25 protein-coding genes and 1 tRNA gene are annotated in these 25,790 nt (G+C 63.8%); 21 read left to right on the top strand and 5 right to left on the bottom strand.

Annotated features, from left to right (window positions below):
* Positions 1–4: 4 nt before the first annotated feature.
* Positions 5–838 carry a bifunctional DNA-formamidopyrimidine glycosylase/DNA-(apurinic or apyrimidinic site) lyase gene (mutM, locus tag IFU00_20785; protein MBD8544718.1) on the bottom strand — a complete coding sequence of 278 codons (834 nt, stop codon included), beginning with the start codon at positions 836–838 and terminating at the stop codon, positions 5–7.
* Positions 839–898: 60 nt separating this feature from the next.
* On the opposite strand from mutM, the gene IFU00_20780 reads away from it, so the two are divergent.
* The 7 genes from IFU00_20780 to pth all read left to right on the top strand — a co-directional run bounded on the left by IFU00_20780 (position 899) and on the right by pth (position 7,079).
* Complete coding sequence (locus IFU00_20780; protein ID MBD8544717.1) at positions 899–2,740, top strand: tetratricopeptide repeat protein; 1,842 nt, start codon at positions 899–901, stop codon at positions 2,738–2,740.
* A gap of 51 nt (positions 2,741–2,791) precedes the next feature.
* Positions 2,792–3,418 (top strand): outer membrane lipoprotein LolB, encoded by a 627-nt coding sequence (gene lolB / locus IFU00_20775; GenBank protein ID MBD8544716.1) that lies wholly within the window; start codon positions 2,792–2,794, stop codon positions 3,416–3,418.
* Positions 3,419–3,422: 4 nt separating this feature from the next.
* Positions 3,423–4,316 carry a 4-(cytidine 5'-diphospho)-2-C-methyl-D-erythritol kinase gene (gene ispE, locus IFU00_20770; protein ID MBD8544715.1) on the top strand — a complete coding sequence of 298 codons (894 nt, stop codon included), beginning with the start codon at positions 3,423–3,425 and terminating at the stop codon, positions 4,314–4,316.
* A gap of 83 nt (positions 4,317–4,399) precedes the next feature.
* A tRNA-Gln gene (locus tag IFU00_20765) sits at positions 4,400–4,476 on the top strand.
* A 145-nt stretch (positions 4,477–4,621) separates the two neighbouring features.
* Complete coding sequence (locus IFU00_20760; protein MBD8544714.1) at positions 4,622–5,572, top strand: ribose-phosphate pyrophosphokinase; 951 nt, start codon at positions 4,622–4,624, stop codon at positions 5,570–5,572.
* A 203-nt stretch (positions 5,573–5,775) separates the two neighbouring features.
* Positions 5,776–6,369, top strand: coding sequence for a 50S ribosomal protein L25/general stress protein Ctc (locus IFU00_20755; GenBank protein ID MBD8544713.1), 594 nt, complete (start codon positions 5,776–5,778; stop codon positions 6,367–6,369).
* Positions 6,370–6,494: 125 nt separating this feature from the next.
* On the top strand, positions 6,495–7,079 hold the full coding sequence (gene pth, locus IFU00_20750) for an aminoacyl-tRNA hydrolase (protein MBD8544712.1): 585 nt from the start codon (positions 6,495–6,497) through the stop codon (positions 7,077–7,079).
* Positions 7,080–7,099: 20 nt separating this feature from the next.
* Here the strand turns inward: pth and IFU00_20745 are convergent, their stop codons facing one another.
* Positions 7,100–8,848 (bottom strand): DUF3857 domain-containing transglutaminase family protein, encoded by a 1,749-nt coding sequence (locus tag IFU00_20745; protein ID MBD8544711.1) that lies wholly within the window; start codon positions 8,846–8,848, stop codon positions 7,100–7,102.
* Between the two features lie 106 nt (positions 8,849–8,954).
* On the opposite strand from IFU00_20745, the gene IFU00_20740 reads away from it, so the two are divergent.
* The 4 genes from IFU00_20740 (at position 8,955) to IFU00_20725 (ending at position 13,425) form a co-directional block, all read left to right on the top strand.
* A complete protein-coding gene (locus tag IFU00_20740) occupies positions 8,955–10,052 on the top strand; it encodes a patatin-like phospholipase family protein (GenBank protein MBD8544710.1) in 1,098 nt (365 codons plus the stop codon).
* A 141-nt stretch (positions 10,053–10,193) separates the two neighbouring features.
* Positions 10,194–11,285 (top strand): redox-regulated ATPase YchF, encoded by a 1,092-nt coding sequence (gene ychF / locus IFU00_20735; GenBank protein ID MBD8544709.1) that lies wholly within the window; start codon positions 10,194–10,196, stop codon positions 11,283–11,285.
* A 60-nt stretch (positions 11,286–11,345) separates the two neighbouring features.
* Entirely contained in the window at positions 11,346–12,191 is an 846-nt protein-coding gene (locus IFU00_20730; protein ID MBD8544708.1) for an MOSC N-terminal beta barrel domain-containing protein, read from the top strand.
* Between the two features lie 115 nt (positions 12,192–12,306).
* Positions 12,307–13,425 (top strand): sensor domain-containing diguanylate cyclase, encoded by a 1,119-nt coding sequence (locus IFU00_20725; protein MBD8544707.1) that lies wholly within the window; start codon positions 12,307–12,309, stop codon positions 13,423–13,425.
* Between the two features lie 3 nt (positions 13,426–13,428).
* On the opposite strand, the gene IFU00_20720 is transcribed toward IFU00_20725, so the two are convergent.
* The gene (locus IFU00_20720; protein MBD8544706.1) at positions 13,429–15,408 is read right to left on the bottom strand and encodes a cation:proton antiporter; all 1,980 of its coding nucleotides are present in this window, start codon (positions 15,406–15,408) and stop codon (positions 13,429–13,431) included.
* 109 nt (positions 15,409–15,517) lie between these two features.
* Between IFU00_20720 and IFU00_20715 the strand changes: the two genes are divergently transcribed.
* The 10 genes from IFU00_20715 (at position 15,518) to IFU00_20670 (ending at position 23,854) form a co-directional block, all read left to right on the top strand.
* Positions 15,518–16,540: a KpsF/GutQ family sugar-phosphate isomerase gene (locus IFU00_20715; GenBank protein MBD8544705.1), complete on the top strand. Its 1,023-nt coding sequence runs from the start codon at positions 15,518–15,520 to the stop codon at positions 16,538–16,540.
* Positions 16,540–17,076, top strand: coding sequence for an HAD family hydrolase (locus tag IFU00_20710; protein ID MBD8544704.1), 537 nt, complete (start codon positions 16,540–16,542; stop codon positions 17,074–17,076). The genes IFU00_20715 and IFU00_20710 overlap by 1 nt, the downstream gene beginning before the upstream one ends.
* 5 nt (positions 17,077–17,081) lie before the next feature.
* Complete coding sequence (gene lptC, locus IFU00_20705) at positions 17,082–17,687, top strand: LPS export ABC transporter periplasmic protein LptC (protein ID MBD8544703.1); 606 nt, start codon at positions 17,082–17,084, stop codon at positions 17,685–17,687.
* A 45-nt stretch (positions 17,688–17,732) separates the two neighbouring features.
* Positions 17,733–18,281 carry a lipopolysaccharide transport periplasmic protein LptA gene (gene lptA, locus IFU00_20700; protein MBD8544702.1) on the top strand — a complete coding sequence of 183 codons (549 nt, stop codon included), beginning with the start codon at positions 17,733–17,735 and terminating at the stop codon, positions 18,279–18,281.
* Positions 18,278–19,033 carry an LPS export ABC transporter ATP-binding protein gene (lptB, locus tag IFU00_20695; GenBank protein MBD8544701.1) on the top strand — a complete coding sequence of 252 codons (756 nt, stop codon included), beginning with the start codon at positions 18,278–18,280 and terminating at the stop codon, positions 19,031–19,033. Before lptA ends, lptB begins: the two co-directional genes overlap by 4 nt.
* Positions 19,034–19,047: 14 nt before the next feature.
* The gene (locus IFU00_20690; protein MBD8544700.1) at positions 19,048–20,532 is read left to right on the top strand and encodes an RNA polymerase factor sigma-54; all 1,485 of its coding nucleotides are present in this window, start codon (positions 19,048–19,050) and stop codon (positions 20,530–20,532) included.
* A gap of 74 nt (positions 20,533–20,606) precedes the next feature.
* On the top strand, positions 20,607–20,963 hold the full coding sequence (gene raiA / locus IFU00_20685) for a ribosome-associated translation inhibitor RaiA (protein ID MBD8544699.1): 357 nt from the start codon (positions 20,607–20,609) through the stop codon (positions 20,961–20,963).
* 98 nt (positions 20,964–21,061) lie between these two features.
* Positions 21,062–22,138, top strand: a complete 1,077-nt coding sequence (locus IFU00_20680; protein ID MBD8544698.1) for an enoyl-CoA hydratase/isomerase family protein — start codon at positions 21,062–21,064, stop codon at positions 22,136–22,138.
* A gap of 85 nt (positions 22,139–22,223) precedes the next feature.
* The gene (locus IFU00_20675; protein ID MBD8544697.1) at positions 22,224–23,294 is read left to right on the top strand and encodes a hypothetical protein; all 1,071 of its coding nucleotides are present in this window, start codon (positions 22,224–22,226) and stop codon (positions 23,292–23,294) included.
* Between the two features lie 86 nt (positions 23,295–23,380).
* Positions 23,381–23,854, top strand: a complete 474-nt coding sequence (locus tag IFU00_20670; GenBank protein ID MBD8544696.1) for a DUF1579 domain-containing protein — start codon at positions 23,381–23,383, stop codon at positions 23,852–23,854.
* Between the two features lie 25 nt (positions 23,855–23,879).
* Here the strand turns inward: IFU00_20670 and rapZ are convergent, their stop codons facing one another.
* Together rapZ and IFU00_20660 are read right to left on the bottom strand one after the other, a co-directional pair.
* The gene (gene rapZ / locus IFU00_20665; protein MBD8544695.1) at positions 23,880–24,758 is read right to left on the bottom strand and encodes an RNase adapter RapZ; all 879 of its coding nucleotides are present in this window, start codon (positions 24,756–24,758) and stop codon (positions 23,880–23,882) included.
* A gap of 57 nt (positions 24,759–24,815) precedes the next feature.
* Positions 24,816–25,751, bottom strand: coding sequence for an HPr kinase/phosphorylase (locus IFU00_20660; GenBank protein MBD8544694.1), 936 nt, complete (start codon positions 25,749–25,751; stop codon positions 24,816–24,818).
* Between the last annotated feature and the right edge of the window lie 39 nt (positions 25,752–25,790).

Here is a 25,790-nt window from a genome sequence, read left to right as displayed (position 1 = left end):
ATGACTAGCGCTGGCACTGGGCGCAGTAGAACGTCGAACGTTGCCCTTGCTTGATCTGGCGTACCGGCAGCGCGCATTGGCGACAGGGCACGCCAGCACGATCATAGACGAAATATGTCTGCTGGAAATATCCAGATTGGCCATTTACGGCAATAAAGTCACGCAGCGTGCTGCCGCCCTGGACGATCGCTTCAGCCAGGATGACGCGGATCGCTTCGGCCAGCCGGTCGTAGCGCGCACGGCTGATGCGCGAGGCCGCCGTCTTCGGGTTGATGCCGGCGCGGAACAGGCTTTCGCACGCGTAGATATTGCCCACGCCAACAACGATGTCGCCAGCCAGCAGCACCTGCTTGATCGGGGCGCTGCGGCGGCGGGTTTCGCGAAACAGCAGGGCGCCGTCGAAACCCTCGTCGAGCGGCTCCACACCCAGGCCGCGCAGCAGCACATACTCGGCCAGCGGCCCGTCTTCGTTGGCGTGCCACAGCACGGCGCCGAAGCGGCGCGGGTCGTTCAGGCGCAGCACTTGCCGGCCCTCGGGGCCGTTCACGACCAGATCGAAGTGATCGTGCGTGCGCGGCTCGATACCCGGAGGCAGCACGCGCAGGTGACCCGACATGCCAAGGTGGATGATCAGGGTGCCGTGCTCAAAATTGATTAAAAGATATTTGCCGCGCCGGCCGATATGCAGGATGCGGCGGCCTTCCAGCAACGCGGACAGGCCGGGCGGGAAGGGCCAGCGCAACCCTTCGCGACGGCAAATGACGTGCTCGACGATGCGGCCTTCGAGATGGGGCGCGACGCCGCGCCGGGTAACTTCGACTTCTGGGAGTTCAGGCATGCCTAAGGGGATTCGTGTAGAGTCAGTTGACGGCGCAGCGCATGCGCGGCAGGTCTGCGCATGAGCGTAGAATCAAACTCACTTTGGACTTCTGGACTTGCTTTGAAAAACGCTTTCGCCATTGTAACCCTCTCCGGTCTGTTGACGGCATGTGCTGCCGCGCCGCAACAGCAATCCGTCGCTGCCGATGTTCAGGCCTCGTCCACGCCCGCCGCCGAGCCCTTGCTCGATGACGAAGCGCAGGCCGCCAGGCAAAAAGCCGAGGAAGAAGCCCGCCTGCCGAAGGTCGAAATGACCCCGGTCATGCTCGACCAGTTACTTAAGGCCGAATTTGCGTTTCGCAATGGCGACTGGCAAGGCCCGTACCTTACGGTGCTGAGCCTGGCCCAGCAGACGCGCGATCCGCGCCTGGCCCGCCGCGCTGCCGAGATGGCGGTCGCTGCCAAGCAGGCCGACGACACGCTCGCCGCGGTGCGTCTGTGGTACCGGCTCGATCCCGAGTCGGATGAAGCGACCCAGTATTTCGTCGGCATGGTGGTCACGTCCGAAAAGATCGCCGAGCTCGAGCCCGTATTCGAAGAGCGCCTGCGCGAAGCGCCGGTGGCCCGGCGCGGCATCCTGATGTTCCAGGTCCAGCAGTTGCTGGGCCGGGCCAAGGACAAGGACGCCGCGCTCGCCATGCTCGAGCGCCTGATCGAGCCGTACGACAAGATGATGGAAGCGCGCATCGTGCGCTCCCAGATCGCGCTGGTGCGCGGTGACAAGGCACTGGCGCGCACTTACGCGCAGTCGGCGCTGACCGCCAAGCCCGACGCCGAGATCGCCCTCTTGATGCTGGCGCAGGTCACCGACGACGAAGCGCAGGTGGTGGCCATGATGGAGAAATTCCTCAAGAGCTATCCAAAGGCCAACGACGTGCGCGCCGCCTATGCGCGCGTACTGGTCAACCGCAAGGATTATCCGGCGGCGCGGCGCGAGTTCGAGTCGTTGCTCAAGGTGCAGCCCGACAATGCCGCGACGCTGTACGCGCTGGGCATCCTGGCCACGCAAACGGACGATGCCCGTGGCGCTGAAACCTATTTCACGCGCTTCGTGGACGTGCTCGGCCGCAATCCGAACGACGAACGCGATCCGTCGCGCGCACTCCTGATCCTGTCGCAACTGGCCGAAGAACGGGGCGACCTGGCCGGCGCGCTGCTGTGGCTGAACAAGGTGCCCGACAACACCGACGAACAAACCCGTTTCAACGCGCAATTGCGCCGTGCGCATTTGACGAACAAGGGCGGCGACCTGACTGCTGCGCGTGCGCTGCTGGCCGAGGTCAAGCCGACCGAGCCGGCGCGCCAGGCCCAGTTGATGGCGGCCGACGCGCAACTGCTGCGTCAGGCGAATCAGTTGCCGGAAGCGTATGCGGTGATGGAAGCAGCGGCGCAGCGTTTCCCGAAGAATCCCGATCTGCTGTACGACTTCGCGCTGCTGGCCGAAAAAATGGGCAAGGTCGATGTGATGGAGGCGCAACTGCGCGAAGTGATGGCGCAGGCGCCCGATAATCACCACGCCTACAATGCGCTCGGCTACTCGCTGGCCGAACGCAATGTGCGCCTGCAGGAAGCCTACGGGCTGATCGCGAAGGCGCTCGAGATGGCGCCGGACGATCCGTTCATCATGGACAGCATGGGCTGGATTCACTACCGCATGGGCAATTTGAACGAAGCCGAAAAGTTCCTGCGCCGCGCGTATGGTGTGCGCAAGGATGCTGAAATCGGTATTCACCTGGGTGAAGTGCTGTGGCAAAAGGGCGATAAGTCGGCTGCCCAGGCACTCTGGCGCGACGCCCGCGCCAAGGACCCGCAGAACGAGGCCCTGCGCGAGACGCTGGCCCGCCTTGGCCTGTCCTTGTGAAATAATCCACTTCCGTTCAATTGATTTGCTGCGATTTTTTGCTGCCCCATGATGCTGCTTACCCGACGCCTTGCCATTCTCGCCCTTGCCGCCACGGTCCTGACCGGTTGCGCGACAAGCACCGCCAACCTGTCCACCGCCACGGTCGGCGCGTACCGCGAAACCATTGATCTGGCAGGGCGCCTGTCGGTGAACTATCAAAAGGATGGCCGGCCTGAATCCATCAGTGGCAGTTTCAATTGGGAACAGCGCCCGGGCACGATCGACGTCACCCTGATGTCGCCGCTGGGCCAGACAGTTGCTGCGATCAATGTCACGCCAGGCTCGGCCACGCTCACGCAGGCCGGCCAGGCGCCGCGCACGGCCGCCGACATCGATAGCCTGACCCAGCAGACGCTGGGCTGGCCACTGCCCGTGTCGGGCTTGCGCGACTGGCTGCAGGGGTACGCGGTCGATGCACAGGGGCAGCGTTTTCGCGCTTCGCCGGCCAGCAACAGCGTGACAACGAAGGATGGCTGGCGCCTGCGCTTCATCGACTGGCAAGCGGCCGGGGCTGGTGACGCAGCGGCTGGTGCTGCTGCGGCTGCTCCGGTGCCGCGCCTGATTCAGGCCGAGCGCGCCGCGTCGGGCGACATCCAGGATCTGGCGATCCGCATCGTCGTCAATCCGGCGGCCTGATTCCATGCGTTCCCTGCACGATTGCCCGGCCCCGGCCAAGCTCAACCTGTTTTTGCACGTCATCGGCCGGCGCGCCGATGGCTACCACCTGCTGCAAAGCGTATTCCAGCTGATCGACCGCGCCGACCGTCTGCACTTCGACCTGCGCGACGACGAGCGCATCGTGCGCACGACCGACGTGCCCGGCGTGCCGCATGACCAGGACCTGATCGTGCGCGCGCTGCGCCTGTTGCAGGCAGAATACGCACGCCGCCATGGACGTCTGCCGCCGGGCATCGATGTGGCGGTTGAGAAGATCCTGCCGATGGGGGGCGGGCTGGGTGGTGGTTCGTCCGATGCCGCCACGGCGCTGATGGCCGCGAACCACCTGTGGCAGGCGGGCCTCACACGTGAAGAATTGATGGCGCTGGGCTTGCCACTGGGCGCCGATATCCCGTTCTTCCTGTTTGGCGAGACGGCGTTTGCCGAAGGGGTGGGGGAGACCTTGCAGGCCGTAGAGGGCCCCGATTGCTGGTACGTCGTGCTCGAGCCCGGTGTCGCCGTGCCAACACCTGCCATTTTTTCTGCGGCAGATTTGACAAGAGACGCAAAGCCGGTCAGAATAGCGGACTTTTCCAGCCACACCAATTCAGGCAGCATGGTGGGGTTTGGTAAAAATGATTTGCAGAACGTGGCGATGCGCCTGTTCCCGCCGGTAGCCGAAGCGGTTGAATGGTTGAGCAGCTACGGTGATGCCAGGATGACTGGCTCAGGGGCATGCGTGTTTTGCGCAGTCTCCAGCGAAGACGCTGCCGACCAGGTGTTGGCGCAGGTGCCGCAGAAGTATGCGGCATGGAAAGCGAAGTCGTTGAAGACACACCCGCTGAAAAAATCGCTCTTGCAAATCAGTGAGTTGTAGAATAAAATTTTGCCTGTCGCGACGCTGAGCAGCACAGAAAGATGTGCAGCACAATGTGAAGCGGCAAGCACTACAGGTCGTGTAGGGGAATCGCCAAGTTGGTTAAGGCACCGGATTTTGATTCCGGCATTCCAAGGTTCGAATCCTTGTTCCCCTGCCAAAGTTTTCTTGTTCTGTCGATGCCGATGCGTCCAGCAAGAGAATCGCGATGCGGTGCCAAGCACCACATCAGCATGTTAATCAGCCGGTATAGCCGGCTGATTGTTTTTCTACTGTATTAACGCTTCTTACCTTTTGGGACTCCCATGGCTTACGAAAACCTGATGGTTTTTACCGGCAATGCCAATCCGGCGCTAGCAGAAGGGGTCGCAAAAAGCCTCGGTATTCCACTCGGCAAGGCTGTCGTCTCGAAGTTTTCTGACGGCGAAGTCATGGTCGAAATCAATGAGAACGTGCGCGGCAAGGATGTCTTCGTCCTGCAGTCGACCTGCGCACCGACCAACGACAGCCTGATGGAAATCATCCTGATGGTCGACGCTCTCAAGCGCGCCTCGGCTGGCCGTATCACTGCAGCGATTCCTTACTTCGGTTATGCCCGTCAAGATCGTCGCCCGCGTTCGGCGCGCGTTGCGATCTCGGCCAAGGTCGTGGCAAACATGCTGGAAAAAGCCGGCGTCGAGCGCGTCCTGATCATGGACCTGCACGCTGACCAGATCCAGGGTTTCTTCGATATCCCGGTTGACAATATCTACGCATCGCCAATCCTGCTGAGCGATCTGCAAAAGCGCAACTACGACGACCTGCTGGTCGTCTCGCCGGACGTCGGCGGTGTGGTCCGCGCCCGTGCCCTGGCCAAGCGCCTGGGCTGCGACCTGGCGATCATCGACAAGCGTCGCCCGAAGGCGAACGTGTCCGAAGTGATGAACATCATCGGTGAAGTCGAAGGCCGCAACTGCGTGATCATGGATGACATGGTCGACACCGCAGGCACGCTGTGCAAGGCTGCCGAAGTGCTCAAGGAGCGCGGCGCCAAGAAGGTGGTTGCTTACTGTACGCACCCGGTGCTGTCCGGCCCGGCGATCGAACGCATCGCGAACTCGCCGCTGGACGAACTGGTCGTCACCGACACGATCCCGCTCAGCGCCGCCGGCGCCGCTTGCGGCAAGATCCGCCAGCTGACCTGCGCACCGCTGCTGGCCGAGACCTTCAAGCGGATCGTCAAGGGTGACTCGGTGATTTCGCTGTTCGTCGACTAAGCTTCATCGACGTTGTATTCCACGGCGCGCCTGGCTGATTAGCCGGCGCGCCGTTGTAGCATCCAGGATTTCCGTATCTTTTGAGCGCGTAACAATGCGCTCTTTCCTGACTGCCCCTGGTCGCGGGGGGGGTCGCCACTTGGCTACCGGGCTGTTGATCGTTTTCTTCGGCATTCGGGCCTGTTTTATTTTTGGAGTATCACATGAAAGTAGTCGCATTCAACCGCACTCTGCAGGGGACCGGAGCGAGCCGCCGCCTGCGTAAAGCTGGTCAAACGCCAGGCATCATCTACGGTGGCGCAGGTACGCCTGAGCTGATCGCCCTGGACGGCAACGCCCTGTGGCACGCGCTGAAAAAAGAAGCGTTCCACGGTTCGGTTCTGGACCTGGAAATCGACGGCAAGACCCAGCAAGTCCTGCTGCGTGACTTCCAGATGCACGCGTTCAAGCAACTGGTCCTGCACGCTGACTTCCAGCGCGTCGATTCGTCGAAGCCAGTGCACACCAAAGTCGCTTTCCACTTCGTCAACGCCGAGAACTCGCCAGCCGTCAAGCTGAACAGCGCTGTCATCTCGCACGTCCTGAACGAGCTGGAAGTGTCGTGCCTGCCAGGCAAACTGCCAGAGTTCATCGAAGTCGACCTGGCAAACCTGGAAGCCGGTAACTCGATCCACACCGACGACCTGGTCCTGCCAGAAGGCGTCACCGCACTGACCCATGGCCAGAACCTGACCATCGTCACCGCAACCATCCCACGCGGCGCAGTCACCGCTGAAGAGACCCCAGCTGCCGAGTAATCGCAGCTGACGCGTCGCTCCGGCGACGCATCGCACAGAAACCCGCCGCGGCTTGCCCGGCGGGTTTTTATTTTTTGATTTGCACGTTTCGGCGATAATCGCCTTTTCTCGACAGAATCTCACGCATGTCCATTCGACTGATCGTTGGCCTCGGCAATCCCGGCCCCGAGTACGAACAAACCCGCCACAATGCCGGCTTCTGGCTCGTGGACAACCTGGCCAATGGCTTGCCCGGCTGCCGTCTGCAGCGCGAATCGCGTTTTAATGCGCTGGTCGCCAAGACATCCATTGCCGGCAACGACGTCTGGCTGCTCGAGCCGCAGACCTATATGAACCGCTCCGGCCAGTCGGTCGGCGGCCTGGCGCGGTTTTATAAAATCAATCCGGACGAAGTGCTGGTCGTGCACGACGAACTCGACCTGCCACCGGGCGTCGCCAAGCTCAAGAAGGGCGGTTCGTCTGGCGGGCACAACGGCCTGAAGGACATCACGGCGGCGCTGGGTACCCAGGATTACTGGCGCCTGCGCCTGGGCATCGGCCACCCGCGCACGATGAACCTGCAGCAGGTGGTGGCTGACTTCGTCCTGCACCGCCCGCGCCGCGAAGAGCAGAGCCTGATCGAAGAATCGATCGACAAGAGCCTGCACATCATTCCACTCGTCTGCGAAGGCAAGTTCGACACGGCCACGATGCGGTTGCACACCGCCTGACAGGCGGTGCTTCGCCGTTTTCAGCCGCGCTTGAACACGACCTGTGAGCGCAGGTCGCGCACCATGCGCTCGAGCGCGGGTCGCATGCGCCGGTAGTCGTCGGGCGTGCAGGTTGCCGCCGTGTGGCGAAACTTGAGCTGGCGCTGCACCGTTACCAGCGCGCCGCGCCGCGCATAGCGCGAGTGGTAGGCAAAGTTGGCGTCGTCCACGTGCACGGCGCGGGGCAAGGCCTTCACACGCGAGCGCGTCGGCAGATGAAAGCGCAATTCGTCCTCGGCATCGATCGCAGGGCACACGAAGTCCTGGTGCCGCTCGGGTACCTGCGCGAACGCGAACACGGCCTCGCCCAGGCTACCCTTCAGATCGTAGCTAGTGGCCAGCCGCGCCGAGCCCGGTGGTTGCGTGAAACCGTTGCTGGCGCCGCGCGACGATATTGCGGCATCGCCGCCCGGGACGTTTCGGTACGGTTCTGCCAGAGCGCCGCTGCCGGTGCGCGTGACCGTAAAGCGGCTGCTGCCATCGGACTGGATGGTGAACTGCGTGAGCGTGTGGCTACGCGCCTGCTGGAAGAAGGGGAGCATCGCGAACTCGCCCGAGCGCGTCAGCACTGCCGGTTTGCCGAGTAAAGCCGCCGGCAAGAAGCCGCCCGCCACGCTGTCGGCCGTCGAATCGAGATACAGCTGCAGCGACGGCACGTAGACGATCGCGTGATTGAGCACGCCCAGCGTCGGCGCGGCCGGCAACCGGTAGGCGTTGCCGTTGTTGACGAGGGCAACGGTGCTGTCGATGCCGGCGCTGGCCAGCAGTGCGACTAGCAGTATCGCGTGATCCTTGGCGTCGCCGTAGCGGTTCGCCAGCACCGTGGCCGCCGCATGCGGCATGACGCCGCCGGGGCCGAGGTGCATGTCCACGTAGCGCACGTTGCGGCGCACCCAGTCGGATAACGCGATCGCACGCGCACGGGGCTCGACCACATCACCGGTCACGCGTGCTGCGAGCGCCATCACCGTGTCGTCGGGCAGTGCGCTTGCGGCCGTGCGGTCCTGGTAGGCGCGGGCAAGTGCGGCGTAATCGGCGAAAGTGGAGACGGCGAGCCGCTTGCCGTAATCAAGATAACTGACCGAGTCGGTCTCTGGCCGCGCACCGTCGCCATCGAGATAGCGCCACGCGTAGCGGCGCTTGCCGGCTGCCGGCGCAGGCAGGTTGGTAACCGTCATGGGCAAAAAACCGATGGCGTCGGCCTGCAGAACCATCGCGGCCGGCATGTCATAGACCAGCCGGAAGTCGCGCTGGCGCTGGAGGCGGGCACTGGACAGGTCTTCGAAGTGGCCGGGAAACAGCGGCGTGTGGCGCCGCACGACGTAGCGCACGGCCACCCGGTCGCCGACGTTAACGTCAGGAAACATGACAATCTTCAGGCGTGTGTCCCGGAACATCGGAGCGTCGACCGACGCGGCTTGTTGCTGGTCGCGAATCTGGTGCGGCTGCACGGCGAGCCGGCGCCCGTCGGCCTTTTCGGTATATGCCTCGACGGCGATGATGTCCTCGAGCGCCTGGTTGTAGCCGATCTCGTACCGGGCGTGCTCAGGCAGGGCAATGCGCTCAGCAATAGTCTGGGTTTGCTCGACCGTGAGCAGGTAAGCGCCACTGGGTTCGACGACAAAGTGTCGTACGTGGCGCTCGACGCCCGTATCACGCGCGCATGCCGGCTGCAGCCCCAGTAATGGCCACAGAAGCAGACACAGCATGACGACAAAGCGCAGCATCATCTCGATCTCCCGACGCACGACCTACCCATGGTACGGGGTGGCACCGGTGCAGGATTGATGTCGCGCAAGCGGCTGCTGTCGGCCGGACTTCTGCGATAATTTCACGATGAGAGCGCTTACCTTCCAGGCCGGCCCCCTTGCCATGGCCCAGATCGCCGCGCATGGCTTGCGCGCGCAGGACATTGCCATCGTGCCTGCCGCGGCGGGCGGCCCCAAGGGCCTGATCTTCGCCTCGCTCGATGCGTGGCTGTTCGGCGAGTGGTTGCCGACGGCGCCGCGCGAACGAACCCTGATCGGCGCCTCCATCGGCGCCTGGCGCATGGCGGCCGCGTGCCAGAAGGATCCGGCAAAGGCGTTTGCCCGCCTGGCCGACCTCTACACCGGCCAGCGTTACACGCGCCTGAAACCCAGTGCGCAAGAGATCGACGAGGTCGTGCAAGCCCTGCTGGCCGAGCTGGTGAGCGGGCACGAAGACGACATCATCGGACATCCCCATCACCGCCTGCACATCCTGGCTGACCGTGGCCTGCGTTCGCTGGCCGCGCCGGTCGGCCGCCACGCCGAACTGCGCGGCTTCGCCTCGGCAGCGCTGCACAATGCCGGCTCACGGGCGTGGCTGGGGCGCTTGATGGAGAGGGTGGTCATCCATGATGCGCGCAGCCAGGCGCCATGGTTGCGCGAGCCGTTCGACCGTTTCACGACGCATTTTTCGGCATTGACGCGCGCGAATCTGGCCTCTGGCCTGCTGGCCTCGGGCACGCTGCCGTTGATCATGAAGGCGGTGACGGACATCGCCGAGACGCCTCCCGGCAGCTACTGGGATGGCGGCATCATCGACTACCACCTGGCCTTGCCGTATGCGCGCGCGGCTGGCGCGGACAAAAGCGAACTGGTGCTGTATCCGCATTTCACCGATCACATCGTGCCAGGCTGGCTCGACAAGAGCATGCCATGGCGACGCGCCGCGCGCGGCCCCAACCGCAGCTGGCTGGAGAATGTGCTGCTGGTGACGCCTTCCGCAGAATTCCTGCGCTCACTGCCGCGCGGCAAATTGCCGGACCGGACCGACTTTACGTCATTCGGCCTCGACCACGACGAGCGCATCCGCGTCTGGCGCCGCGCGATCGGGGAGGGCGAGCGCCTGCGCGATGAGCTGGCCGAATTCGCGCTGCGGCCCGACCTGGCGCGCATCCAGCCAATCTAGCTTGTCTTTGAGGCAATCGGCGCGTTGCAGCAGGGGCGCGGTGCGCCTTTTTTTTCAGCAGAAAAGCCGGTCCGGGTTACAATGCAGGGTTTAGGGCGGTTCATTGATCGCTCGCTTTTTACCGAATCTGAAAGATTTCTCATGACTCTCAAATGCGGCATCGTCGGCTTGCCAAACGTCGGCAAGTCCACCCTGTTCAACGCGCTGACCAAGGCCGGTATCCCGGCTGAAAATTATCCGTTCTGCACCATCGAACCGAACGTCGGCGTCGTCGAAGTGCCGGATCCACGTATGGATGCGCTGTCGGCCATCGTCAAGCCTGAGCGCATGGTCAATGCCATCGTCGAATTCGTCGACATCGCCGGCCTGGTTGCCGGTGCGTCGAAGGGCGAGGGCCTGGGCAACCAGTTCCTGTCGCACATCCGCGAAACCGACGCCATCATCAACGTCGTGCGCTGCTTCCAGGACGATAACGTGATCCACGTGGCCGGCAAGGTCAGCCCGCTGGACGACATCGAAGTCATCCAGACCGAGCTGGCGCTGGCCGACATGACCGCCGTCGAAAAAGCGATCCACCGCGAAGGCAAGAAAGCGCGCTCGGGTGACAAGGATGCCGCCAAGCTGGTCGCCGTCTGCGAACGCCTGATGCCGCACCTGGACCAGGGCAAACCAGTGCGCACCATGGGCCTGGACGCCGACGAAATGGAAATGATCAAGACGCTGCACCTGATCACGGCCAAGCCGGCGATGTTCGTGGCCAACGTGTCCGACACAGGCTTCACCAACAACCCGCTGCTGGACCTGCTGACCGCGTACGCGAAAGAGCAGAATGCCCCGATCGTCGCCATCAGCGCCGCGATTGAGTCCGAAATCGCCGAGATGGACGATGCCGACAAGGCCGACTTCCTGTCCGACATGGGCATGGAAGAGCCGGGCCTGGACCGCCTGATCCGCGCCGCCTACAAGCTGCTCGGCCTGCAGACGTACTTCACCGCGGGCGTGAAGGAAGTGCGCGCCTGGACCATCCACGTGGGCGACACCGCGCCACAGGCGGCCGGCGTGATCCACACCGACTTCGAACGTGGCTTCATCCGCGCGCAGACGATCGCGTATGACGACTTTTTGGCGTACAAGGGCGAGGCCGGTGCGAAAGAAGCGGGCAAGATGCGCGCTGAAGGCAAGGAATATGTGGTCAAGGATGGCGATGTGTTGAACTTCCTGTTCAACGTCTGATCTGATTATCGCGAAAGGGCCCTCCGGGGCCCTTTTTTGACGCCGTCCTATTTCGACCACATGGCCACCGTTACCGAACTCGTTATCTACCCGATCAAATCCTGCGCCGGCCTGTCTGTCCCCGAGGCCCGTCTTGCTCTCGACGGCCTCTTCGCAAACGGCGTGCACGACCGCGAATGGATGCTCGTCATGCCCGACGGCCTGTTCCTGACCCAGCGCGAAGTGCCGCGCATGGCCACGGTCACGCCGCGCATCGACGCCACAGCGTTGATCGTCAACGCCCCCGGTATGCCGCCCCTGCACCTGCCGCTGGCACATGACGCCGCCGCGCCCACCATCGAGGTCCTGCTGTGGGAAGACCGCCTCCCCGCCGCCGATTGCGGTGACGCGGCCGCCAATTGGTTCACCACCGCCCTCAACGCCCCATGCCGCCTGGTGCGCTTTCGCCCCGACGTGCACCGCCCGACCAGCACCAAATGGACAAACGGTGTCCCGGCCGCCACCCGGTTTTCGGACGGCTACCCGATCCTGCTGATCGGCCAGGCGTCGCTCGACGACATCAACACAAAACTCGTGCAGGCCGGTCGCGACAAGCTGCCGATGAACCGCTTCCGCCCGAACGTCGTCGTCGATGGCATCGCCGCGTTCGAGGAAGATTTCGTCGCGGCCTTCCACGGCGACGGAATGACGCTGCGCCCCGTCAAGCCCTGCGCGCGCTGCCCAATCCCGGCCGTCGACCAGGCCACCGGCATTCCCGGCCCTGATCCGCTCGACATCCTGCAAGCCTGGCGCGCCAACCCGCGCATGGATGGCGCCGTCACGGTGGGCATGAACGTGATCGTGCAGGATGGGATTGGCCAGACGCTGCGCGTCGGCCAGCCACTGAACGCCGAACTGGCTTTCTAAACAGACCACGCCACTGTCGCAAAATCGCCTAACGGCCTGCGTGATCAGGCGGTTTTTCGTATCCAAGCCCAGGAGGATGGCGTAATGTTACGGTTATTGCTGAAAGGAATTCTTCATGCACGAGCCGAGCGTGTCGTCGCGGGAACTGATGGCGGAAAACGAGACCTTGCGCGCACGCATGGCGTATCTGCTCGAACAGGCCGAGCGTAATCACGCGATCATGTGCCGCCACCAGGCATTCGACCTGCAGATCGTCGGTGCCAGCAGTTTCCCTGACCTGGTCGGCACGATTTTTACCACGCTGCCGGTGATCTCGGACCTCGATATCGTCACGCTGTCGCTGATCGACCAGAACGCCGATATCTACACGGTCATGCATCGCCTGGGCGTCGATTTCGAAACGCTGCCCAACCTGATCTTCTGCGAGCATGCGGTCGAACTTGGCTTTGACATGGCACCGGAATCTCCGCTGCGGCCCATCCTGGGCGCCTATGCGCCGGGCCAGCACCGTGCGATGTTCCCGCAGCCGCCAGCCAACCTGCGCAGCGTGGCGCTGGTGCCTTTGATGCGCAACAAGCGCCTGATCGGCAGCCTGAACCTGGGCAGCGCCGACGCAAGCCGGTTCACGCCGGCGCTGGGCACCGATTTCGTCGAGCACATGGGCTCGATCATCGCGATCTGCCTCGAGAACGTGATCAGCAACGAGATGCTCAAGTACATCGGCCTGACCGATTCGCTCACCGGCGCCTACAACCGGCGCTACATGGACCGGCGCCTGGCCGAAGAAATCGCGCGTGCGCGGCGCCAGGGCTACCGCCTGTCCTGCATGTACATCGACATCGACCACTTCAAGCGCGTCAACGATACGGTCGGCCATCAGGGCGGGGACGACGTGCTGCGCGAGGTGTGCACCCGCATCAAGGCCGAACTGCGGATGTCCGATACGCTGTGCCGCTTCGGCGGCGAGGAATTTGTCGTGGTGCTGATCGACGCCGACCTGGAAAACGCCAGCATCGTCGCCAACCGCATCCGTACTAGCGTGGCCGGCTTGCCGGTGGACCTGAGCACGGGCGAGCAGGTGAGCGTGACGGTGTCGATCGGCGTGGCGGCGCTGACTGATTTCGAGCGCGATCATGCCATCGAAGGCGTCGCGCAAGAGCTGATCGCGTCGGCCGACGCGGCGCTGTACCAGGCCAAGGCCGCGGGCCGCAACCAGGTCGTCACGGCTGCCTGATGGCTACAGCAGCCGCTCCTCGGCGCGGCTGACCGCTTCGCTGTCCCCGCGCAGCACCACAACATCGCCCGCCGCCAGCAGCACGGCCGGGCCGGGCGCGATATTCTGGCCGCCGCGTCGCAAGGCGGTTACCTCCACCGCCACGTCGGCCAGCTGCAACGCGTCCAGCGACAGGCCGATTGCACCCGCCTGCGCATGCAGGCGCACAGAATGCAGCTTCACCTGACCATGTTCGAGATCCGCACCGCTGTCGTCCGCGCCGTGGAAGTAGCCGCGCAGCGTGGCGTAGCGGCCCTTGCGCGCGGCCTGCACGCGGTGCACCACGCGGCGCAGTGGTACGCCGAGCGTCACCAGCGCGTGCGAGGCGAGCATCAGGCTGCTCTCAAGGGCTTCCGGCACCACCTCGGTCGCACCGGCCGCCTTGAGCACATCCATGTCGCCGTCGTCGTGGCTGCGCACGATCACGGGCAGGGCGGGCGCCAGTTCGTGCACCAGGTGCAGCACCTTGAGCGCCTGGCGCGTGTCGGCGAACGTGATCACCAGCGCGCTGGCGCGGTGTACGCCGGCCGCGATCAGGCTTTCGCGGCGCGCCGCATCGCCGTACGAGACCGAGGCGCCGGCCGCCTGCGCCTTCTGCACGCGCTCCGGATCCAGGTCGAGCGCGTACCACGGCAAGGCCTCTTCTTTCAGCAGCGTGGCCAGGCTCTGGCCACTGCGCCCGAAGCCGGCGATGATCACGTGCTTCTGGGTAGTCATGGTGCGCGTGGCCAGCTGCGTCAGCTGCAGCGATTGCATCATCCACTCGTTGGCCGCGACCTTCATCACGATCCGGTCCATGTAGCCGATGATGAAGGGTGCCAGCAGCATCGACAGCACCATCGAGGCCAGCACCAGCTGCATCACGAACGGATCGATCAGCTTCGAGCCCGATGCATGGCTGAGCAGCACGAAGCTGAATTCGCCGGCCTGCGCCAGCGCGAGACCCGTGCGCAGCGCGGTGCCCAGCGGCGCGCCGAATGCGCGCGCCATCAGCACAATGAGGCCGGCCTTGAGCAGCACCACGAGCGCCAGCAGCAGCGTGACCTGCCACCAGTACTGGCTCACCAGGCGCAGGTCGAGCAGCATGCCGATCGTGATGAAGAACAGGCCAAGCAGCACGTCGCGAAACGGCTTGATGTCTTCTTCCACCTGGTGCTTGTAGGGCGTCTCGGAAATGAGCATGCCGGCGACGAACGCGCCGAGCGCCAGCGACAGGCCGGCCTGCTCGGTGATCCAGGCCGAACCCAGTGTCACGAGCAGCAGGTTGAGCATGAACAGCTCCTGCGAACGGCGCTTGGCCACGATCGTGAACCACCGCCCCATCAGCTTCTGGCCAAAGAACAGCAGCAGCGCTAGCACCAGGCCTGCCTTCAGTGCGGCCAGGCCCAGCGTGATGGCCATGTCTTCCGGATCGCGCGCCAGCGCCGGGATCATGATCAGGAGCGGCACCACCGCCAGGTCCTGGAACAGCAGGATGCCGATGATGCGCCGTCCGTGTTCGCTCTCGAGCTCCAGGCGCTCGGTGAGCAGCTTGACGACGATCGCGGTGGACGACATGGCCAGCGCGCCGCCCAGCGCGAATGCGGCCTGCCACGCCAGCGTCAGGTGGGGCATCAGGTAGGCCGCCAGCAGGCCGATGCCCATGGCCGCAGCGACCGTCGTTACGACTTGGCCGAGCCCCAGTCCGAACACGATGCGCCGCATCGAGCGCAGCTGGCCGAGCGAGAATTCGAGCCCGATCGAGAACATCAAAAAGACGATGCCGAATTCGCCCAGCGCGTGGGTGGTGGGGCTGTCTTCGGCCAGGGCCAGGGCATGGGGGCCGATCAGGACACCGACGGCCAAGTAGCCGAGCATCGGCGGCAGCTGCAGGGTGCGAAAGGCCACCACGCCGAGGACGGCGCAGCCAAGCAGCAACAGGGTAAGTTCGAGACCAGAATGCATGGGGTGAAGCGGGCGGTGGTTGTGGTGGCGATGCGCCGCGAGGCGTGCTTGTCATCGAATGTTACGACTGGCAAGTTTTTTGCTTTCGCAATTCGTTTATACTTCTGGAATGAGTGTAACTGATGACCAAATAATGCTGAAAAGTTTTGACGAAACCCTGGCGCAGCGCGTGCTGGAACTGGGTCGCCAGACCCTTGCGATCGAGGCCGATGCCATCGTTGCGTTGCACGCGCGCCTGGGCGACGACAGCAGCTTCGTCGACGCCGCGCAACTGATCTACGCCGGCACCGGCCGCGTGGTCGTTTCGGGGATGGGCAAGTCGGGGCACATCGGCCGCAAGATCGCCGCCACGCTGTCGTCCACCGGTACGCCGGCGTTCTTCATGCACCCGGGCGAAGCGGCGCACGGCGACCTGGGCATGGTTACCGCGAATGACATCCTGATCGCCATTTCCAATTCGGGCGAATCGTCCGAACTGCTCGATATCCTGCCGGCCGTGAAGCGCCTGGGCGCGCGCGTGATCGCCATGACCGGCAAGCCGGCTTCGCGCCTGGCCAGGCTGGCCGATGTCCACCTGAACATCGCGGTAGCCAAAGAAGCCTGCACGCTCAACCTGGCGCCGACCACCAGCACCACCGTCACGCTGGCCATGGGCGATGCGCTGGCCGTGGCGCTGCTCGACGTGCGCGGTTTTCGCGAGCATGATTTCGCGCTGTCGCATCCGGGCGGCGCGCTGGGCCGGCGCCTGCTGACGCACGTGCGCGATGTGATGCGCACCGGTGACGCCATCCCGTCGGTGGGCCTGGATGTCCCGCTGGTCAAGGCGCTGCTCGAGATCAGCCAGAAGGGCATGGGTATGACCGCCGTGGTCGATGCTGCTGGCCGGCCGCTGGGCGTGTTCACCGACGGCGACTTGCGCCGCGTGATCGAGCGCATGCACGATTTTTCGAATGTGCTGATTCGCGACGTCATGCACGCCAATCCGCGCAGCGTGCGCCCCGAGCAACTGGCGGTCGACGCGGTCGCCGTGATGGAAGAATTCCGCATCAACCAGATGCTCGTGATCGATGAGGCGGGCCAGCTGGTCGGCGCGCTGCACATCCACGACCTGACCCGCGCAAAGGTAATCTGATGAACACTCCTGTATTGGCCCACATCGAGCGCGCCGCGCGCATCAAGGTCATGATCTTCGACGTCGACGGTGTGCTCACCGACGGCAGCCTGACCTACGGCCCCGATGGCGAAGTCACCAAGACCTTCAATGTGCTCGACGGCCTGGGCATCCAGATGCTCAATAAATCCGGTGTGCAGACCGCGATCATCAGTGCGCGCCTGTCGCCGATCGTCGTCCGGCGCGCCGCCGACCTGGGCATCTCGCATGTCTACCAGGGCAACCACGACAAGCGCATCGGCTTTGCCAATCTGCTCGAGGCCACCGGCTTTACCGCCGACCAATGCGGCTACATCGGCGACGACGTGATCGACCTGCCGCTGTTCGCACGCGTCGGCTTTGCCGTTGCCGTGCCGTCCGGCCATCCGGACGTGCAGCACCGCGCGCATTACGTGACCAAGAACGGTGGCGGACGTGGCGCGGTGCGCGAGATCTGCGACCTCGTCATGCGCGCGCAGGGCACCTATGACCAGGCGCTCGCGCCGTATTTCGCCTGACCGCCATGGCCACGATCGCCTCCAACAAACGCACCGCGCATCGCTGGAATCTGCTGGCGATGATCGTGATTGGCGTGTTCTTCGCCTTCGGCAGCTTCTGGCTGCTGCAGCTGATGCAGGCGACCGACATCGATGCGCAGCTGGGCGGCCCACCCGACGAGCCGGATTACATCGTCGAGAATTTCTCGTTCGTGCGGATGACGCCCAACGGCCAGCCGAGCTACGTGGTGTCGGGCAAGCGCCTGGCGCATATCCCGCTGGGCGACGTGTCGAATGTCGAGCAGCCGCTGATGCGCGGCGTCGAGCCGGGCCGTCCACCGATGACGGTGGTGGCCAAGAACGCGCGCATCTTCCACGAAGAACACCGCGTCGAACTGTTCGGCGACGTCGATCTGCAGCGCCCGAAGACGCCCGCCAGCGAAGCACTGCGCGTGCGCACGCAGGCCATGACCGTGTTGCCCGACGAAGAAATCGTCAAGACCGACCAGCCGATCGACATGGAGCTTGGCGCGTCCAGCCTCAGGGCCACCGGCATGATGGCCAACAACGCGACCATGCAGATGCAATTGTCAGGCCGCGGCCGTATCGTCTATCCGCCACGCCAGCGCTGAAGGCCATCAGCCATGCGCGCGTGCTAACCCAGGACCAGCACCACAATGAAAAAACTCTTTGCTGCCGCTTTCTTGTCACTCCTTTCCTTGACCGCCATGGCCGAAAAGGCCGACTCGCTCAAGCAGGCGGCGCTCGAATACGATAACGGCGACCTCGATGGCGTCGCGGGCGTGCGCACCTTCACCGGCAACGTGATCCTGACCCGTGGCACGCTGCTGGTCAAGGCCGAACGCGCCGTGGTCAGGGAGACGCCCGAAGGCTATATGAGCGTGACGCTCACCGCGGCCAACGGCAAGCCCGCCACGTTCCGCCAGAAGCGCGACGGCGGCCCGAACCTGTGGGTCGAAGGCCAGGCCGAACGCATCGAATACGACGAACGTTCGGAGCTGGTGCGCCTGTACTCGAACGCCATCGTCAAGGAACTCGAAAACGACCGGATGACCAACCAGATGACCGGCCCGTTCATCTCGTACGACAACCGCAAGGAAGTCGTCGCCGTGCGCAATGACGTCAGCGGCGAGAGCAAGGTTGGCGGCGGGCGCGGCACGCTGATCCTGGCGCCCAAGCGTGCGCCGGCCGGAGGCACGCAATGACGGAACTGAACGATCGCAGCACGCTGGTCGTCAAGGGCCTGCAGAAAAGCTATGGCAAGCGCCTGGTCGTGCGCGACGTGTCGCTGGATGTCGAATGCGGCGAAGTGGTGGGGTTGCTGGGCCCGAACGGCGCCGGCAAGACTACTTCGTTCTACATGATCGTCGGCCTGGTGCCGTCGGACGCCGGCTCGATCAGCATCAACGGCACCGACATCACCAGCCTGCCGATCCATCGCCGCGCGGTGCTTGGCCTATCGTACCTGCCGCAGGAAGCCTCGGTGTTTCGCAAGCTGACGGTGGAAGAGAACATCCGCGCCGTGCTCGAACTGCAGAAGGTCAACGGCAAGTCCCTGACCAAAACCGAGATCAGCGACCGCCTCGATACCCTGCTGGCCGACCTGCAGATCGAGAAGCTGCGCGAGAATCCGGCACTGTCGCTGTCGGGCGGCGAGCGGCGCCGCGTGGAGATCGCGCGCGCTCTGGCGACCAACCCGCGCTTCGTCCTGCTCGACGAACCGTTTGCCGGCGTCGATCCGATCGCCGTGATCGAGATCCAGCGCATCGTGCGCTTCCTCAAGGAGCGCAAGATCGGCGTCCTGATCACCGACCACAACGTCCGCGAGACGCTCGGCATCTGCGACCGCGCCTACATCATCAATCAGGGCGCCGTGCTCGCATCCGGCCGTCCCGACGATATCATCGCCGACGAGTCGGTGCGCCGCGTGTACCTTGGTGAACATTTCCGCATGTAAGCCATACTCAATTGATGAAACAGTCCCTTCAGCTCCGCACTTCGCAGCACCTGGCGCTCACGCCACAGCTGCAGCAATCGATCCGGTTGCTGCAGCTGTCGACGCTCGAACTGCATCAGGAGATCGAGCAGATACTGGGCGATAACCCGCTGCTCGAAAGGCTCGACGACCCGCTCGATCATTCGGTGCGCCTGCTGGCCGATGGGGCCATCAACAATGCGCCGGCACCTGGCGAGGCGCCGCCGGCGCCAGGCCAGCAGGCCGAAGGCGAGGGCAGCGCGCCGGCCGAGGGCGAGGGCGCTGAAGGCGGTGCGGTCGATGGCGACCGGCCCGACAACGAGTGGAGCGAAGGCAGCGGAACGTCGTCCGGCAGCGCCAGCAGCGACGACGAAGACGGCCGCCCGCAGCTGGAGGCGTGCGCGATCACGCTGCGCGAACACCTGATGGAACAGGTGCGCGAAACGCTGCTGTCAACGCGCGACCGCGCGCTGGCCGAACTGGTGATCGACGCGCTCGACGACAACGGCTACCTGGAAGAACCGCTCGACGACATCCACGCACGCCTGCCCGAAGAACTCGAGGTCGACCTCGACGAACTGCGCTGCGCGCTGGCGATGGTGCAGAGCATGGACCCGGTGGGCGTGGGCGCGCGCAGCGCGGCCGAATGCCTGGCGCTGCAGATCCGGCGCATGCCGGGCGTGCCGATGGTCACGCGCCGCATGGCCCTGAAGATCGTCGAAGGGTACCTGACCTGGTTCGCGCAGCGCGAATACAGCAAGCTGAAAAAAGCGCTCGATTGCGACGACGAAGACCTGCGCGAAGTGCAGGCCGTGGTCCGCCAGTGCAATCCGCATCCGGGCGCCGCGTTCGCGTCGAACGTGTCAGATTACGTGGTGCCGGACGTGATCGTGCGGCGCGCCAAGAATGGCTGGGCCGTCACGCTGAACCAGGACGTGATGCCGCGCTTGCGCGTGAACAGCCTGTACGCCACGATGCTCAAGCAGGGCCGCAGCGAGAGCCAGATGGGCGCGCAGATGCAAGAGGCGAAGTGGCTCATCAAGAACATGCGCCAGCGTTTCGACACGATCCTGCGTGTGGCCGAGGCCATTGTCGAACGCCAGCGCAACTTTTTCAGCCATGGCGCGGTTGCCATGCGGCCCCTTGTTTTGCGTGAGATAGCTGATACACTAGGTCTGCATGAGAGCACCATCTCTCGTGTCACAACCCAGAAATACATGCTGACCCCGCACGGCATGTTCGAGTTGAAGTATTTCTTCGGTAGCCACGTTGCCACCGAAGCGGGAGGCGAAGCATCCTCAACGGCAATCCGTGCGCTCATCGCGCAATTGACAGGAGCAGAAGACCCTAAGAATCCATTATCCGACAGCAAGATCGCGGAAATGCTCGGGGAACAAGGCATGGTCATTGCGCGCAGGACGGTCGCAAAATACCGTGAAGCGCTCAAGATCCCCCCCGTCAGTCTCCGCAAAGCCTTGTAACAACGCCGCTCATACAGTCTGTGCCTTCAGCTCCTGTGTGGTGCAAGCGACGTGACATCTTCAAAGGAGTGTGTATGAACCTCACCATCAGTGGTCACCATCTCGAAGTAACCCCTGCCATCCGTGAATACGTTCAGAATAAGCTGGAACGCATTATTCGCCATTTCGATCAAGTCATAGATACCCACGTCTTCCTGGCCGTCGATAACCTCACTGAAAAAGAAAAAAGGCAAAAAGCTGAAATCAATGTCCAGGTGTCGGGCAAGACCCTGCACGTGGCGAGCGTCGCGCAAGACCTGTATGCCGCGATCGACATGTTGATGGATAAACTGGATCGACAAATCCTGAAGCACAAGCAGATGCTCAAAGACCATAACCGCACAGCGATCAAACGCCTGGACGTCGACGAAGCAGACGTCGCTGCCGCCTGATCGAGCGCAGGTCACCACCGCCAGGGGCGTCTTTTCGGGGCGCCCTTTTTGCATCCCGCTGCCAGTAAAATACGTGTTTCCTTTCGATGGATCACGCCATGTCCGAACACGTCCTGACCCGCATTGCCAACCGCACCGGCATCATCACCCTCGACCGGCCCAAGGCGCTCAATTCGCTGTCGCTGGACATGGTGCGCGCACTGACCGCGATCCTGCTCGACTGGCAGCTTGACGCCGCGGTCGATGCGGTCGTGATCACCAGCAGCAGCGAAAAAGCACTGTGCGCAGGCGGCGATATCCGCTTCTTTTACGAGGTCGGCAACGCCTCGCCGCAAGGCGGCAGCGCACTGCTCGAGGATTTCTTCACCGAAGAATACGCGCTGAATCACCTGATCCATTTTTATCCGAAACCGTATATCGCGCTGATGGACGGCGTGGTCATGGGCGGCGGCATGGGCATCGCGCAGGGCGGGCCCGATTGTGGCCTGCGCATCGTGACTGAGCGCACGAAAATGGCGATGCCCGAGGTGAATATCGGCCTGTTCCCCGATGTCGGCGGCAGCCACTTTTTGTCGCACGCGCCGGGGCAACTAGGGATGTTCCTGGGCCTGACCGGCTTGACGATCGGCGCGGCCGACGCGCTGTACGTGGGCCTGGCCGACGTGTTCGTGCCGGGCGCCGACCTGCCGGCCTTGCAGGCGCTGATCGAAGCGACGCCGGGCGCGGATCTGCCGGCGGCGATCCGCGCGTTCGCCAGCCAGCATGCCGGCGAGAGTCAATTGCAGGCCAACCGCGCGCGCATCGATGCGCACTTTGGCGCGGACTCGGTGGCGGCGATCATGGCGTCGCTCGAGGGTGACGACACGCAGTTCGCGCAGAAGGCATTGAATGCGATGCGTCAGCGCTCGCCGTTGATGATGTGCGTGACGCGCGAGCTGCTGCTGCGCGGCGCGTCGCTCGATGTCGCCGACTGTCTGCGCCTGGAGCGCTCGCTCGTGCGCCGCAACTTCGAGCATGGCGAGGTGCTCGAAGGCGTGCGCGCGCTCGTCATCGACAAGGACAATGCGCCGCAATGGAATCCGCCGTCGCTCGATCTCGTGACCGATGCGATGGTGGCGCACTTCTTCACGCCGGTGTGGCCGGCGCATGCGCATCCGCTGCGCCATCTCGCGTAAGCGGTTTCATGCATATCCGTTTGCGCGTGACTTTTCGTGCAGGCGGTGCAACCATCGTGGCTTCATGAACTGATGAGGACCCCCGATGCGCATGACCGCCTTGCTGCTGTCGATGACGTTGTGCGGCAGCGCCGCTGCGCAGGCCTGGCAGCCTGATTTCGATGCGAGCGCATTCAAGGGGCCGGCCTCCGGGCCTGCCAACGAGGTGCTGGTGCTGGGCTCGCCCCATCTGTCGCAATTGCCGAAAACCTTCCAGGCCACCAGCCTGACGCTGCTGAACGAGCGTCTGGCGGCGTGGAAGCCGCAGGCGATTGCGATCGAGGCGGTATCCGGGCCGCAGTGCGACTTCATGCGCCGTTATATGGCCCGCTACAAGGACTCGATCGATTCCTATTGCTGGGATCCCGCACCGGCGCGGCTGGCCACCGGGCTGGATGTCGCGGCAGCGACCGAGGCCGCCGAGGCCTTGCTGGCAACCTGGCCCGCTGCGCCCACGCCCGCAGAACGTCGACGCCTTGCTGCGTTGTTCCTCGCTGGCGGCGAGCGCGCATCGGCGCTGGTGCAGTGGTTGCGCCTGCCCGAGGCCGAGCGTCGCGCCGGTGACGGCCTGGACGCCACATTGGTCGGCGTGCTCGCGAAGCTGGAAATCAAACGCGACGAAAGCCTGATGATCGGTGCGCGCCTGGCCGTCCGGCTCGGCCTTGAACGCCTGTACGCGATGGATGACCATACCGCCGACAGCGCGACGGGAGACCAGAAGGCGTTTGGCGATGCGCTGATGACCGCATGGGACAACCCGGCCTCGAAGCAGCGCAGCGCAGCGGACAAGGCGCAGGAGGGCTCGCTGGGCAGTGCCGAAGGCGTGCTGGCCATGTACCAGGCCAGAAATGCACCTGGCCAGGGGGCTCTGGTGTACCGCAGCGACTTCGGCGCGGCGCTCAACGAGCCGTCAGTGCAACGCTTCGGCCGTCAGTACGTGGGTTACTGGGAAACGCGCAACCTGCGCATGGCGGCCAATATCCGGGACGTGCTGGGATTGATGCCGGGCCAGCGCATGCTGGTCATCGTCGGCGCGTCGCACAAGGGGTATCTGGAATCGTATCTGCATCAGATGCATGATGTGCGGATCGTGGATGCGGGGCCGGTACTGAAGTGACGAGGCACCATATTGATGTCGGTGGCCACGAGTGTGCGGGCCGACGGACCACCTGTTATTCAAGGAGTGGCATGGCACTGGAACTGATGAGTTCAGCACCGACTGACTTCGATTTCGTTATTGGGGATTGGGTTGTCAGGCATCGGCGGCTCAAGGAACGCCTGGCAAACTGCAATGAATGGGTTGAGTTTGATGGTGAGATGTCGACCCAAAAAATTCTGGGTGGCTTCGGCAACCTTGAAGACAACGTCTTGCGCCTGAATGACGAGGTCTTTCGCGCTATCGCGTTACGCTCCTACGATCAGAACACGAAGAAATGGTCGATCTGGTGGCTTGACGGTCGTCTTCCGAGTCAGATCGACGTTCCGGTGGTAGGCGAATTCATTGATGGCGTTGGTACGTTCTTCGCCAACGATACTTTCCAGGAAATCCCGATTATCGTCAGATTCATCTGGCGCCAGATCGATCAAAACTTGCTGCAGTGGGACCAGGCTTTTTCTGCCGATGCGGGAAATACATGGGAAACCAACTGGACGATGGAATTTCGTCGTCAGCGTTAAACGTGTGGCAGGGCAGGCAGCAAGCCTACGCCGCCGGATGCTTCGGCTGCTCGCGATGCCTGACAATCACGCGCTCGGTCGTGCCGAAGTGCGCGCCCAGGTGTTCGGCCATGTACACCGAACGATGCTGTCCGCCCGTGCAGCCGATCGCCACCGTCAGGTAGCTGCGGTTGTCGGTCTTGAACGATGGCAGCCACTTGGCGACGAAGCCCTGGATGTCGGACAGCATCTCGAGCGCGCTCGGTTGCGCGTCGAGGAAGGCGATCACGGGTGCATCCTTGCCGGTGAGCGGGCGCAGCGCCACATCGTAGTAAGGATTGGGGATCGCGCGCACGTCGAACACGAAGTCGGCGTCGAGCGGCACGCCGACCTTGAAGGCGAACGACTCGAAGAACAGCGTCAGCGGCGCATGGTCGATCTCGGCGAGTTCCTTGATCCAGCCGCGCAGTTTGTTGGACGAGAGCTCGGACGTGTCGATCACGTGGCCCAGGTTCTCGATCGACGACAGGCGCTCGCGTTCTTCGGCGATGCACTCGATCAGGGTCCGGCGCGATGCCGGGTTTTCGCCCGGACGCAGTTCGTGCGACAGCGGATGGCTGCGGCGCGTCTCGGAAAAACGCGCCACGAGCGAATGGGTGCTCGCTGTCAGGAATATGACCTTGACTGAGTGGCCGTCCTCGCGCAGGCGCCGCACGCTCACTGGCAGTTCGGCCAGCGATTCGGCGCTGCGCGCATCGACTGCGACGGCGATCTTGCCGCCGCCGCTTTCGCTGACGGTATTGACGAGGGCCGTCAGCAGGGCCGGCGGCAGGTTGTCGACGCAGTAGTAACCGGCGTCTTCCAGGACATTCAGGGCCACGGATTTGCCGGAGCCGGAAATTCCGGTGATGAGGACGATGTGCATGGGGCGATGATACCGCAAGCGCCGGTCAGCCGTACACCCGCGGCCGCGGGCACCGGGTCAATCGGCGCTCATGGCCTGGCGCTGGCGCTCCATGAATTCCTGCAGCGTGTCGATGCCGCGCAGTTGCAGGATCGTGTTGCGCACGGCGGCTTCGAGCAGCACGGCGATGTTGCGGCCGGCCGCCACCGGGATGACAACCTTGCGGATCGGCAGGCCCAGCACGTCTTCGGTCGGGAAATGGAAGGGCAGGCGCTCGACTTCTTCATCGGCCGCGCCGCGTTTGACCAGGTGGACGATCAGCTTCAGGCGCATCTTGCGGCGCACCGCCGTCTCGCCGAAGATCGCCTTGATGTCCAGCAGGCCCAGGCCACGCACCTCGAGCAGGTTTTGCAGCAGCGGCGGGCAGCGGCCCTCGATCATGTTCGGTGCGATGCGCGAAAATTCCACCGCATCGTCGGCCACCAGGCCGTGCGAACGCGAAATCAGTTCCAGGCCCAGTTCACTTTTGCCTAAGCCGGATTCACCGGTGATCAAGACGCCCACGCCCAGCACGTCCATGAACACGCCATGCATGATCACGCGCTGGGCCAGTTTTTTGGACAGATACACGCGCAGGAAGTCGATCACCTGCGCTGCCGGCAGCGGCGTCGAAAATAGCGGAATGTTCTGCTCGTCGCAGATCGCGAGGATGTCGGGCGGCGTTTCCAGCCCCTGCGCGATGATCAGCGCCGGCGGCCCGCCGCCGATCAGTTCGCCAATCACGTGGGTGCGCGAATTGGCTTTCAGGCGGTGGTAGTAATTGAGTTCCTGGTGCCCGAAGACCTGGATGCGGCCCGGGTGGATCAGGTTCAGGTGGCCTACCTGGTCGGCGGCCGACGCGGCGTCGCCGGCGATCTGGCGTTCGCCGCCGGGAAAGCCCGCGAACCAGCCGAGCTGCAGGCTGTCGCGGTTATCGTCGTACAGCCGTTGAATGGTCAGCGGGGACTGCAGCATGGGCATCGTCTTCGTCACAAAAAAAGGCGCGCGACATGA

The organism is Oxalobacteraceae sp. CFBP 8761 (assembly GCA_014841595.1).
Lineage (GTDB): Bacteria > Pseudomonadota > Gammaproteobacteria > Burkholderiales > Burkholderiaceae_D > Telluria.
The sequence above is the reverse complement of the archived record's forward strand: the minus strand, read 5'-3'. Positions and strand labels throughout refer to the sequence as shown.